The following is a 13,319-nucleotide window of genomic DNA, read 5'->3' as shown; positions in this document are numbered from 1 at the left end:
CGGCTTTCCCTATCGTCAGTTCTTTCCAATGCAGTAGAGGTATGACGGCGTACGCAGGAAAAGCTGCGATCCCGACACCGCCAACGACGACAGCGTATGGTCTTCGCCGGGCAGCGTGTTGGTCGCGAGAATCTTGAACTCCCTTCCCGCCGACAAGACCACCGTAACGCCCGCTTCGTTGGTTGCGTACAGCTTGCCGTCGGCCAGCACCGGCGACGCGCTGAACGGCCCGCGCACGGTGTGTTCGGGGCCCCATATGATGGCCCCCGATTTCGCGTCGATACAGGTCGCGACGCCTTTGTCATCCACCATGTAGAAGAACTTTCCGTCGCAGGCAGGCGTGGGCACGTCGGTGCCATACGGTTGGTCCCACTTCCACGCGAGGTGGCTAGTCGTAACATCACCTATACCGTCGCCGCGCACGGCGAGCAAGGGCCGTTGACGCGTCGGGGCATACACCATGCCATCGACAGCGACGGCGGACGCAATCGTCCGATAGTATTCGTTGCGGTCGGGATCGAGTCCGCTCGCCCGCCAGATTTCCTTTCCGTCGATCGGATCGTGCGCGGAAACAAAACCGCCACCGCATAGAACGAGTTGCGTGTTTCCGCCGACCTTCAACAACGCCGGCGTGTTGTATGCATCGGGGGTCTCGCTCAGCGCGTCGGTGGGCCGCTCGACGCGCCACAGCAGTTTTCCGGTGAGCGCGTCAAACGCGACGGCATACGACGGATCGTCGGTCCTGTAACCATGCAGGACTTGAGCGAACAGTTTTCCGTCGTGAAGCACGGGCGACGACCCGTAACCGAAGTTAAGTCCGAACGGCCCGAACTCCTTCTGGATGTTCTTCGACCAGACGACCGTCCCGTCCATGGAAAGCGCGGTGACCGATCCGGTCCCCGTTACCGCCCAGATGTGCGTGCCGTCGGTGACCGGAGAGGGTGACGTGCTGTTTCCCTTCCGGCCGATCGTGTTTCCTTTATCCAGTTCGCGTTCCCAGAGAATCTTTCCATCGCCCTTCGCGAGGCAGAGCAGCAGCAACGTGTCGCCGCCAGGGTCCGAAAAGCGTCCGCGCCCGGACGCTTCCGCATTGTTTGTTGTCTCGGACGGGGAGACGACAAACACCTTGTCGCCCCACACGATGGGCGTACTGCCGCTCCATGACGGCAATGGCGTCTTCCAGTTAATGTTTTCGGTTTCGCTCCACGTGACCGGCAGCCCGGTGGCGGTGCTTACGCCGTTTCCATCGGGGCCGCGCCACTGCGGCCAGTTTTCCTGCGCGCTGCCGGCGCCGGCAAGTGCGATCGATCCCAAACAAAAATACGAAAGAACGCGAAGTACAGCCATGACGGAGAATCCCATTTCGTAGTTGTGACAACGTTGCCTTGCGGCGGATACCTTAGCACAAATGCGTGCCGCGGGCGATCAACGGACGTGGACATTCTGCCCGCAGTTGGAGATTTTCTTGCGCCGCGCGAAACACGAAATCACGGCGCTGGACGGAGACGTTGGATGTCCGTTGTCTCAGTACTGCGCATCGCGCAGCATGGCGTCCTGCTCACGGTAGGCTTCCGCTTCGCGTGTAAGGCCTTTGCTTTCGTAAAAGCCGAGCACGTGATCGGCCGGAACGGCCGGCAACTGCGCGCGCGGCGGGAGGCGGCGCTGAACGGCCGCAATGTTCTGCACGGCAAGATGCAGATCGGCGCGAGCTTTCCACGCGTCCGTTTTGCGAAGCAAGTAAAGTCGCGCGCGCTCCACCAAGGTCTGCGCGATCGAGGTGCGGTCGTTCAGTTGTCCGAAGAGCGCGATAGCGCGCGAGAACCGCCGCTCGCCGAGCACATACGCGCCGTGGTCGCGCTCGGAGATTCCCTGATCGCGGTAGATTTCCGCCGCGTCGAACGTGCATCCCCGCTGCGGATGGTCCGGCGGCCGATTGCTGAACCGATGATGGAGAAATTCGCGGTTCATCTTGTCCTGATATTCCTCGCCGACCTGTTCGAGCAGGAGCGCCGCGAGCACCAGCGAATTCACCTTCTCCGCGCGGCCAATCCCCTCCTTGAAATACTCGTCAAGCTTCATCGCGCCGATGTCTTTGCGAGCGTGCATCTCGCTCCAGTGTTGCCACGACAACGACAACCGGTCCATCGTCGTGCGAAGAAACGCGATGTAACGCGGTTCCAGACCGCTCTCCTGCCGCCCAATTTTCGAGAGCGTCTTTTGGGTATCGAGCAACGCGTCCCTGGCCAGTTGCAAGCTATGATCGACCTGCTGTTCAAGAGTCAGCGTTTCGTCCAGCAAGAAATCGGCGTTGCCCGGTTCATCGGGCGCCGGCGCGGCTACCGCCTTCCCGTCGCGCGCGGCGAGCACCAACTGCGTCGTCTTCAGCAGGAACAGGTCCGCGCAATAGAGTGGTCCTTCAAGCATCCGCTGCCGATCGCCCGCGCCGAAATAACACTCCATGAGTTCGCGGAAGCGGCTGCTCATGTTGTTCGGGCCGATTGTCCCAAGGTTGCGCTCGAGCGCCGTCAAAAAGAAATCGCCGACGACGGGATAAAGCTTACGCCGCGCCTCGGTGGGGACCCGCTTCCATAGGAAATCGTATACGGCGGATGCGACAAAGTATGGGTCGTCTCGTTCCGCGCGGTCATAGAGTTCCTGTGACGCCGTGATGTATTGGACCGGTTCGCCTTCACGCAGAAGGCGCTGGACGATGCGGCGCAGATCGTCGGGGATAAAGCAGATTGTCTCTTCATCCCGAAGGCTGAACGGTTGGCTTTCCGAGAGTTCTGCCATGGCCACACCAGCGAAAGGAGTTCACCCCCCAGGCCCCAGACCACCACCGGAGAGGCCACTTCACGCTACCGGAAACCTCCTGACGCGATCAATAGCACGTTGAAGGGCCCGGCATCGTCACGATTCCGCGTCCTCATGCCGGTCATTGCGCGCAATGAAACCGCGAAGAATCCGACAACCGCAAAATCTACACGTTGTGCTCATGTCGGGGAACCTAAACCGGCCTAACGAGATAGAGAGGGTTGCGGGGAGGCCGTTGCGCCGAACCGGTGCCTCGGCGTTACCGATAAGATGAATATACGTATTCGCTGTATCGTCAAATAAGTATGCACGGCCCCGCTCCGCGAAGGAGACCGTGTGGTAAAATTGGAGAGCAAGGCCCGGGCATTTGCCGGGGAAAGGAAGCCGATACCATGTTTGGCAACACGAATCTGAAGACGATCTGCGCGTTCTCTGCAGCCGCCGTACTCGCGGGATGCCAAACGACTCCGACGCAGCAAGGCGCATTGACCGGCGGCCTCATCGGCGCCGGCGCGGGCGCAATCGTCGGAAATCAAGTCGACGGCAAGTCGGGCGAAGGCGCCCTGATCGGTGCAGGACTCGGCGCATTGACCGGAGCGCTCATCGGCGATCATGTGGACGAAAAGCGCTCGCGCAGCCAAGTCTACGCACCGCCGCAGGCGCCGCCGCCGGGGCAGACCTCGACAAGCGGCCACTGGGAAACGCGAGTACGCACCACGCCCTCGGGCGAAACCTATGAAGAACGGGTGTGGGTAGCGCACTAACCTTCGATAGCCGTATTCATTTGGCGGCGGAATTGGGTCCATGCTGACCCAATTCCGCTGGCGCGTTGCAGGCGCGATCTTGATCGTTATCAGCGGAGGGATGGCGTTCTTCGGCGTGCGTCTTCCCATTTTGCATGAGTCGCGCGCGGCTTTCCTCGTGTACTGGCTTGTTTTTCTGGTCGCCTTGATTGCGGCGATCTACTGTGCGTTGCTCGACCTGCGCTACATCCGCGTGCGCATGGCGATGGAAGAGCGGGAACTGTTCCGCGACACATTGGGCGACGAGTCGTTTCGCAAGGCGCTCCGCGAGGCACAGGCCGAAGAAGCCGAAAAGCGAAAGCACAACAACACCCCGTAGCGCGAAGTTTTCGTTTGCGTCCGCATGACGCTATACTCCCCGTTTCCTCGGTACACCCCAATACGTTTCATGCGCGTAATACTCTTCGATATCGACGGGACCCTGACCGCAACGACCAACGCGGACAACGGTTGCTACGAAACTGCCTTCGAGAAGTGCTTCGGCTTTCCGCTGCCGACGACGGACTGGCATTGCTACACGCACGTCACCGATATGGGCATCATCCAGGAAGTCATGGCCGACACGGGGCGTCCGCCCGCGACACCCGAGGCCATCGCGCGCTTTGAAGAAGTCTACGAGCAGGAACTCGCCAAGTCATTCGCCAGGCATCCCGGCGGATTCATCGAAGTGCCCGGGGCGCGCGCTCTGTTGGAATCGCTTGCCCGTAAGACCGATGTAAGATTCGGGCTGGCAACCGGAGGCATGCGCCGTACCGCACTCTTCAAACTGCGGCAAATCGGCGTCGATGGCGCCGCAATTCCCGGCGCGTTCGCCAACGACGCGATATCGCGAGCGGACATTGCCCGGACCGCGTTGCGAAGAACCGGCGTGAATCCAACCGACGTCGTATACGTTGGCGATGGATCGTGGGACGCCGCGGCTTCCGCGGAACTCGGGATGCGCTTTGTCGGGGTTTGCCGCGAGTACTCCCGCGACCGGCTCACCGCGGCCGGCGCAACGGCCATCATCGAAAACTACACGGACTTGGACGGTTTTCACGAGGCGATCGAATCGGCAACGGTCCCGCCGTCCCGCTAACCCGCATTTCTCACCGCCCCACGACGTCGCAGTGGATGCAAAATCCTTCGGTGCGGTGAGAAATGCTCACGAGTAAGCCCGTGAGCGCATGGCGAGAGGATTTTTCACGCGAACAGCCTGTATAGACGGGAACCTATGGAACTTCATGTGACGCAACGGATAGTGCACGTCTTTGCTGTTCGCGTGAAAAATCCGGGCTAACGCCAAGATGCGGCGCGTTTCGCGTTCTTGCTATGATTCGCGCCGGAGTACGCACGCTTTTGTGCGCCGCAAGCAAGGAAGTTCACAGCATGAAGCCCCTGTATTTTTTTTTGGCGCTCGCCATAGTCCTGGCGGCGTCCTGCAAACCGCAGAAGCCGTGGTCACCCTACGACAAGGAAAGCGGCACTGAAGACCCCAAGCAGGAGAAACCCGTTACAAAGCTGTCAGGTGCGGACCAGGCCAACGCCGATTTGGGCGATCTCGAGCAAGGCGTGTTTGTCGAGGGACGGCTGGTCGACGAAACGGGCAGCCCCAGCGTTGTGGTCGACACCATGCTCGACCGTTTCAAGCGGGTCGCTCGCACCAACATTACGCTGTCGCAACCCTATCCCGAGAGTTTGTGGGCCCAGTTTGAAGTCAAATGCACGCGAAACTTCGTCGGCACATTTGGCGTTCTCCGCGCGAAAATCATGGTGAATGACACCGTAGCAGGCAGCTTTTCGGTGGTCCTGGGATCCAACGCGATGAAGAATGGCGTCCTCGTGAAAGTCGATCTCCTGAAGCCCTTCGCGGGAAACCTTCCGGACTCGTTCCTCGTCAAAACCGACGGCGACCTCTACTTGCTTCCGGAGGGTACCGACGAAACTCAGGTGAATGCCGAAACGGTCACGTCGAACATTCACTCGAAGGCGCTGTACGGTACGATGTTCCGTGTCGATTGCGTGAAGTCCGGCGCCCCAACCACCACGGAGACGAGCGCGCAAGAACCAACGCAACCCGCCGCGCCGGACGCCGCGAGTGTGCCTCAGCCGGACCCCGAGGACGCGACCGTCCCAGCGCCCGCGCAATGAACATCGTCTGCGTCGGCGCGCACCCCGACGATTGCGAATGCTTCGCGGGGGGAACCGCCGTAAAGTGGGCGCGGCTTGGCCATCGCGTCATTTTCGTCTCGATGACCAACGGGGACGCCGGGCACTACGCAATGGGCGGCGGACCGTTGGCAGCGCGACGGGCGATCGAAGCACGGCGTTCCGCCGAACGCGGCGGCGTGCAGGAATTGGTGCTGGGTTACCACGACGGCGAACTCGAGGCAACGCTCGACGCGCGCCGCGAAGTCGTCCGCATTCTGCGCCGGTACGAAGCGGACATCGTGCTGACCCACCGCCCCAACGACTATCACCCCGATCATCGGTACGCGTCGATTCTCGTGCAGGACGCGGCATTCATGGTGACCGTCCCAAACTTCTGTCCGGAGGCGCCGCGCCTCGCGCGCAATCCGGTGTTCATGTATATGTCCGATCATTTTACGAAGCCGACGCCGTTCCGCCCCGATGTCGCGGTGGACGTATCGGACGTTATGGGCGCCAAATTCGACATGCTGGATGCGATGGAATCTCAGGTGTACGAATGGCTGCCCTGGCTTGACGGACAACTCGACAACGTACCATCGGGTGCGAAAGATCGGCGCGTATGGCTCGAGAAGGCGTGGGCGCCGTTTTTTGGAAAGCTCACGGAACTCGCCCGTCCCGCGTTGAAAAAATGGTACGGCGCAGCAAAGGCGAAACGCGTCGCGTTCGCGGAAGGCTTTGAGATTTGCGAGTACGGCCATCAGCCGTCGGACGCCGAGTTGGCAAAACTTTTCCCGTTCTTCGGAAAGCGGCGCGCCTGATTCGCCGCGATCGTGCCGCAGGCGTAGTTTCTACTGCGACGGCGTGGACCGGATTTCCACTACGTTTCCGCGAATGACCTGGGCGCTCGCCCCGGTTTTGGTATGCTTCATATTCACGGACGATGGTTGGCGCACCAACGACTCGACGACCCAATCTGAGGTGACCGGTTCACCCGGCCCCGCGACAGCTTCTACGTACGACGCGCCATCCGGCGAAAACACGTGAACGATCGCCTTGCCGCCAATGGCGCCGACAAACTCGACACGCAACGCCTCGCCGGGTTCCGGCTGTGTCTGCCCGCTCGGCGCTGGCACGGCGGGCGCTGCCGCAGCAGCCGCCGTAGGGCGCGGCGGCGGTGGGGCGATGATCAGCGGATCGCGTATCGGGCCCGGCACGGAGAGGTACCGGTCTTCGAGTTCCACCTCCGCTTCGGATACAAGCGATCCGTCCAGTGAAACGAGTTGGATTCGCACGGACGCCGGCTCGACTCCCAGCGCGCTGAGTTGACGAAGATCGAGGCTGCCCTTGAGCTCCGATCCCGCGCTGACCAACATTTGCTGGTCTTCCGGCAGGGGCCCCTGGACAAGGTTCCACACGCGCGACGAAGCGGGTATCGTGCTGAACGCGTCCCGGCCTTGTTCGCGCACGGCTACGCGCACGTCATACGTGTGAGAATCGCGCGCGAGCGAAGCGGTTCCGTCCGAAGTCGAGGGCATTTGAAAATAGCAGGCGATCGGTTCCCGGCCTTCGTTGACGATTGTGAATGCGATGCGATCGTTTGTCGCGGTATCCAACACTGCGCGAAACGTGACGCGAGACATTCCCTGCACCCCGAACAGCGCAAAGGCGGCCAACAGCCCAATCGCCCCAACCGCCCCGAGCAGCGCGAGCGATACCGTGATCGCATGGCGCAGCGAGTCGCCCGGCGGGCTGACGCGAAACGCTCCCAGCACAATGAACGCTATCGCGCTCGCACAATATAGGACCGCGCCAACTCGGAACGACGTCAACATCTGGACAACGCCCGCCTGCCCCGATCCGCTCGCACCCAAAACGAGTCCGGGCAGCGCGCCACCCGCGAGCATAATGAGACCCAGCAACAGGAATCCCCAGCCAAACAAGCGGACGTTTCGGCCCGCCGTCATTAGCACGCCAATGAACGGAACGACGGCGAAGACGATCCACGCATAGCGCGCCGCACCGGGGTGAAGGCCGGCCTGCGCGGCCAATTGCGAAAGGCCGCCATTCGCCGTTGCGAGTGACGTTGTCACACCGCCTTTGCTCAGCCACGGCAGGAACACGGCAACGGCCGCGACGAGCGCCAACCCGGACGAATAGTACCAGTCGCGCAAACGAGGCCCACCCGCCGGCAGTCCGCGAAGCGAGGGGCCCATCGGCCGTATCTCTTCGTTCGCGTATTCGGAAAAGGAAAGGTCGATGAATCCGCCGAGTTCCTCCGACGTGCGCGATTCGAGCCTCGATCGGCAGACCGCGATCTGCGCGTCGAGGTCCGCAAGGCGCTGCGTCAATCGCCGGTTGGTGTCATTGGCGTCTCGTGCCGAAATCTTCCCGGCGGTGACGCGCTCGGGCAGGTGGAGTTGCTCTTCCAGAACGGCGCGCCGCTGCGCCTCGAGGGACTCCGTCCGCGCCTGTTCCACACCCAGCAGCCGTTGAATCGTGCGTTGGGCCGATTGCAGTTCGCGCTCGTAGACCGCCCGCAGTTTCGCATGATGCTCGGTGTCCACCCCCCCATCCCGCAGGGAACGATCACACTGGCGGATCGCTGCTTCGGCCTTCTCCCGATGAGAATAAGCAAGCCGCAACGGCAGTTTTGGGTCTTGTGGTGCTGGCACAATCCTTGGTTCCCGCAGCGAATTGTACCACAGGAATCCGGCTGGATCGGCCTGGTGGTCTATTTCATTCGAAATGGCGCGCCGCCGACTTACAGCGGCGTCACGAGAAGCGACGCACCTTGCACCCGTCAAGGCGGAGCAGTGCTTTTCCTCCCGATCCCCCTCATCTAGCACGATTGCCTCCCCGATTCCACACTCCGGACGCCTCACTCCTGCTGTTCTCTTCAATTTGAGATTTCAAATCTGAGATTCGAAATTCATCTTCCAGCGGCACTGGATGCACCATCAAAAAACAATCGGCATGAACCACTAGCGCGCCGACGTGTACTTTCCGTTCAGCAGCGTTTCGTTTCCGGCAGTCACGTTCGCCTGCTTGTCGCCGGGTTCCTGCCAGCCGTCGATCGATTTGAACTCGACCGTATGATTCCCCACCGCGACGCCGGTGACGACTTTGTTGTGCTTGTTCCACGCCCCGCCGTCCAGGCGCCAGCGTGCGCCGTCTTGCCGCGCGCCCTTGGGCTTTATCTTCACGCGCACCGAACCGGTTTGCTCGCCGCAGCTCGCGTACGCATTCATGTTGCTTCGCGCGAAGTCGGTCTGCACGCCGAGACCGCGCGACAGTCCGGCAACTCCGTCTTCCGCGTCAATATTCAGGTGCGTTAGCTGAACTCGCCCATCGAAAAACAGTTCTATCTGAAACGAATTCGATCCGCCTATTCCGCTTTCCGGCACGCCGTCCCACGTTACCACCGCGCGATCGTCCAATTGCATGTAACGAATCGGCTTCTGGTTGGTGGGCGCAAGATCGTCAAACAGGCCGGAGACACGCGGTATCGCCTGGTGCTGCTGAAGTGTCTCGATTGCCGAATCGTCTGAAACGCCAAAGGTGATGTTGCCGTTGGCGTTGATGAAGAATGCCGCGTAGCTCATGCCGAAGAACGAGAATTCTTTCCCGTCCGTCAGCGAGACCTCGTAGGAACTGTCGCCTTTCAATCCCACGGTCGACGACAAATTGGTGTGCTTGACGGGATCGGTCGGGTATGTCGTCGTCGTTGTCCTGCATGCTTCGTAGTAACTCAAGGACCCATTGGGGGTGAACAACAAGGTCTGGTTCGATAGATCGTTGTCATTAAGCCCCGGGAAATACAGCTCGGAAAAATAGTCCGGAATGGCCGTCGTCATGAACGTGAAACACGATCCCGCGTCATCGGCGGTGGTCGTGTTGCCGGCCGAGTCGGTAGCCTCGATCTTGAATCGATACGTCGTCGTCGCGGTCAACCCGGTCAAATGGGCCTTGTGCTCTACGGAATGCAGGCCACCGCCGCGGAACTGTGTCAGCGCCCCGCAGGTCATGCCGAATCGCACTTTCGAATCGCACGGCCCGTTGGTCGAATAGGAAATCAGCGCGGACGTGCTCGTGATATTCGACACCTGAACGTTGCTAACGATGGGCGGGTCACAGTCAACCAGCGCAGTATCCTCATCCACGGCCGGCTGACTGTTTGCATTGCTTGCATCGTTGTATGTCGCCGTGATCGACCCATCGTGAACGACTTGAAGCACACCATCGGCCGCGATCGCGCCGGAGGCCGTCATAATCGATCCCGTGAACAATCCGGTGGACGCGTTGGTCTCATCGAGCGTTACGGATTCCGTGTCGCCGGTCGAACTCGATACCGATATTGTCGCAGTCCCGTCGCCGGCCAAGTCCTGATCGCGGAGATTGAACGTAACCGTCGTGTCGCAATTGATGTCCGGGGGAAAGATTCGAATGTCACCGGTCGAATCGGGCATGCCCGCGTTCCACGCGAACAAGGCAAAATCCTGATCGAGCGCGCCTCCCGAGTTCGGCACGCCGTCTCCCGCAATGTTGAATCCGGTCACGCGCACGGTCACTGGACCGCCCGTCGGGTTTTCGATGAAGACCGCTTCGAGCGTGTTTTTCCGGTCCACGTTCCCTCCGGTAACGGAGAAACCGCCGCTGAACACGTTTCCCTTGAAAGTTTGTCCGTCCTGAATGACGCGCAGATCGAGATCGTTTACCAGTTCCGTGGCCGCTCCGGGAACGCCGGGGACGTCCGTCCACGCCAACGTAACTTTCAATGGGTAGCCCGCGATCATGGGCGACAGCGTCACCTCGAAATCCTGGCCGGACGCGGTGAACACTTCGGTCTGATCGAGTGAGTAAAGCGACGTCTTCATGCTCGCGAGTGTTTCCAGATTCACCGCGCCCCACCCTTGATGCACATTGGGAATGTTTGCGAGCACGCCTCCATTCCCATCGCTGCCACCGGCGAGATCGGTCGCGGTGTTGGTGAGGACGGCGCGTATCAGTGCGGGGCTGGGCGAATCCGTATGCCCGAATGCATCCAACTGATCGCGAAACATCTCGTACACGACGATGCCCGCGCCGCACGCCGTCGGACAGGAGAAGCTCGTGCCCGAAGATCGGCAATAGTCCGTTTGATTCGTCGGCCAGAACTTGTCGGAGACATGCGCGCCGGTGTATCCATCGGCTGTCGAGGCCGCGCCCTGCACATGCGTTCCGGTTGCAACGACAGTTACGCCGAGACGTCCGTCCGCTGTAGGGCCGCGACTTGTACCCGGCGACAGATCTCGAATGTTGTCCGCGTGTGTCGCAAGAAACCCGCTGCCGTCCACCCCGTCGGCGTCGCTGTTTTCGTGAGCGCCAACAGAGATGACATTCTTCGCGTTGGCGGGCGACCACGTCGTGCCGGCATCGGGGCCGTTGTTACCCGCGCAGAAGAAATACACCATCTGCTGATTGCCCGACTCATCGGGATCGGAATCCCGAGCCAGGGCGTCGAATTCGGCGGCGCCTGCATTGTACCCGCCATTAATCGCGGCGCCCCATGAATTATTTGTGAAGAGCGCGCCGGCGTCTTGGGCCAATTGCGCCAAGTCGGTGTGTGTGTGCGACCCAATCTCGATGGTTTCACCCTCGTCACGAAATATCTTCGTGGCGTATACCGACGCGAACGGCGCCAGGCCCTGCCCCAGCAAAAACCCGCCCTTGTCGACCGTGCCAACGGTGGCGTTCCCCATAATGACCGATGCAGCCAATTGTCCGTGGCCTTCTCTGCTCGCGCCATCGGGATCGGCGGTTGCATTGTAGATGCCGGCGATTCGTCCAAGGATATCGGCGTGGGCGGTGCCCGGGAGGTTCGTAGCAATACCTTGATCGAGACCGCCATCCGCCACGTGCACGATGATGTTGTCGCCGCCGCTCAATCCTTCAGCGCCAAGCCACGCCGTGTACCCCGGCCCGAACGGCGCGGTTGCTCCCTCTTCATATTGTCCCGCTGCCGCCTGCGCGGCGCGTTCGCCGCCGCGTATTTCCGCCGAAACTTCTTCTATCGTGAAGACGCTTTCTATCTGTGCGATATCAAGGGTCTTCGACAGTGGCACGGTGACGCGAGTCTCGTGCCAGCCCATCGGAGTTTCGCGAAACGACTCGATTGGAATGCCGGACGCCTCGAGTGCTCTTGCCGCCGCGTCTCCGTAGCTCAAAACGATCACTTCCACATTCGACCCGGATGCTTGTTTGGCCGCACCAGCGGAAATCTTTGCGGCAAGTGCGCCATTGATTTTTGCGGAGGCGGGAATCGCTCCTATCCACGCCACCTCCGGTGCTCGCTTCGCGGCGTCCGGCGCGTTGACGTTCATCGTCACGAAATACGCGTAGTCCGCGATGTAGTGGTGCACGGTCGCGCCCGTGGATTCGAGCCGTCGCAGCCAATCCGGGAGCGTTGGCCCTTTGAATTGAACGACGACCAACTGCGACGAATCGGCGTCTGCGTTCTTGTTCATGGGACCCGCCGATTGCCTGTTGGCGTTGGACTTGATGTCTACGCCATTCAGTACGACGCTTTGCGCGAAGGACGAGACTGACGCGCCGGCGAGGACCAATACTGCAACTGCAGGGCAAAGACTCGACAGCCGCATGGTGCAACCCTCAGGTGGAATTCGGATGCCTTGCGAACTTCGGGATCCCTTTACACTCGCACAATCGGGCAGGAATTACAATAACCCCTCGATAACGATTCCGTACACCGGCGCGCGCAACACGCGCAAGAGCGGTTTAAGATATTACCCAGCCGCATTTTCGTGCCTCGTGCTCGTGCTGCTCCGAGAATAGACCTTTAAGACATCCCGCTCGTGTTGCTTTGAAACATGACACTTCAAATCTGAAATTGCATTTTCATCGTTTACGGGTGCCCGAAAGCGCATGACGACTGTTCCGAAAGCAGACCTGTAAGGCATCCCGCTCGTGTTGCTTTGGAATATGAGATTTCAAATCTGAAATTGCATTTTCATGGTTTCCGGGTGCCCGAAAGGGGCATGACGACTGTTCCGAAAGCAGACCTGTAAGGCATCACGCTCGTGTTGCTTTGAAATATGAGATTTCAAATCTGAAATTGCATTTTCATGGTTCCTGGGTGCCCCGAAGGGGGCATGACGACTGTTCCGAGAGCAGACCTGTAAAGCATCCTGCTCGTATTGCTTTGAACTCTGAGATTTCAAATCTGAAATTGCATTTTCATCGTTTCCGGGTGCCCGAAAGTGCATGACGACTGTTCCGAAAGCAGACCTGTAAGGCATCACGCTCGTGTTGCTTTGAAATATGAGATTTCAAATCTGAAATCGCATTTTCATGGTTTCCGGGTGCCCCGATAAGGCCATGACGACTGTTGCGGCAACGCACAATTCGTCCCGCGCGCCGAAGGCGCAACGCAACCCTAGCCAGGGGCATCGCCCCTGGAGAATGTCTACGCCCCTATCACCGCGCGCTGAAAGCGCACTGCTCAAGTTTTCATAATCTCCGGGAGAACGCTGGTCATGACGACTCGTGCTCGTAATCGCACACTCGATTTGCACC

Annotated in this window: 9 protein-coding genes; 5 read left to right on the top strand and 4 right to left on the bottom strand. The window is 60.2% G+C overall.

Going from position 1 to position 13,319, the window contains the following annotated elements; translation table 11 throughout:
• Positions 1–15 precede the first annotated feature (15 nt).
• On the bottom strand, positions 16–1,347 hold the full coding sequence (locus HUU46_05405) for a PQQ-like beta-propeller repeat protein (protein NUM53061.1): 1,332 nt from the start codon (positions 1,345–1,347) through the stop codon (positions 16–18).
• A 177-nt stretch (positions 1,348–1,524) separates the two neighbouring features.
• A complete protein-coding gene (locus tag HUU46_05400) occupies positions 1,525–2,793 on the bottom strand; it encodes a hypothetical protein (GenBank protein ID NUM53060.1) in 1,269 nt (422 codons plus the stop codon).
• Between the two features lie 413 nt (positions 2,794–3,206).
• On the opposite strand from HUU46_05400, the gene HUU46_05395 reads away from it, so the two are divergent.
• The 5 genes from HUU46_05395 to HUU46_05375 all read left to right on the top strand — a co-directional run bounded on the left by HUU46_05395 (position 3,207) and on the right by HUU46_05375 (position 6,565).
• On the top strand, positions 3,207–3,578 hold the full coding sequence (locus HUU46_05395; GenBank protein NUM53059.1) for a glycine zipper 2TM domain-containing protein: 372 nt from the start codon (positions 3,207–3,209) through the stop codon (positions 3,576–3,578).
• 40 nt (positions 3,579–3,618) lie between these two features.
• Entirely contained in the window at positions 3,619–3,936 is a 318-nt protein-coding gene (locus HUU46_05390; GenBank protein NUM53058.1) for a hypothetical protein, read from the top strand.
• A gap of 69 nt (positions 3,937–4,005) precedes the next feature.
• A complete protein-coding gene (locus HUU46_05385) occupies positions 4,006–4,695 on the top strand; it encodes an HAD family hydrolase (protein NUM53057.1) in 690 nt (229 codons plus the stop codon).
• Positions 4,696–4,985: 290 nt separating this feature from the next.
• Positions 4,986–5,747, top strand: a complete 762-nt coding sequence (locus HUU46_05380; GenBank protein NUM53056.1) for a hypothetical protein — start codon at positions 4,986–4,988, stop codon at positions 5,745–5,747.
• Positions 5,744–6,565: a PIG-L family deacetylase gene (locus HUU46_05375; GenBank protein NUM53055.1), complete on the top strand. Its 822-nt coding sequence runs from the start codon at positions 5,744–5,746 to the stop codon at positions 6,563–6,565. The genes HUU46_05380 and HUU46_05375 overlap by 4 nt, the downstream gene beginning before the upstream one ends.
• A 30-nt stretch (positions 6,566–6,595) precedes the next feature.
• Here the strand turns inward: HUU46_05375 and HUU46_05370 are convergent, their stop codons facing one another.
• Positions 6,596–8,311, bottom strand: coding sequence for a hypothetical protein (locus HUU46_05370; protein ID NUM53054.1), 1,716 nt, complete (start codon positions 8,309–8,311; stop codon positions 6,596–6,598).
• 417 nt (positions 8,312–8,728) lie between these two features.
• Positions 8,729–12,250 (bottom strand): S8 family serine peptidase, encoded by a 3,522-nt coding sequence (locus HUU46_05365; protein NUM53053.1) that lies wholly within the window; start codon positions 12,248–12,250, stop codon positions 8,729–8,731.
• Between the last annotated feature and the right edge of the window lie 1,069 nt (positions 12,251–13,319).

The sequence above is a fragment of the Candidatus Hydrogenedentota bacterium genome, assembly GCA_013359265.1.
Taxonomy (GTDB): Bacteria; Hydrogenedentota; Hydrogenedentia; order Hydrogenedentales; family SLHB01; genus JABWCD01.
This window is presented reverse-complemented; position numbering and strand designations above follow the sequence as displayed.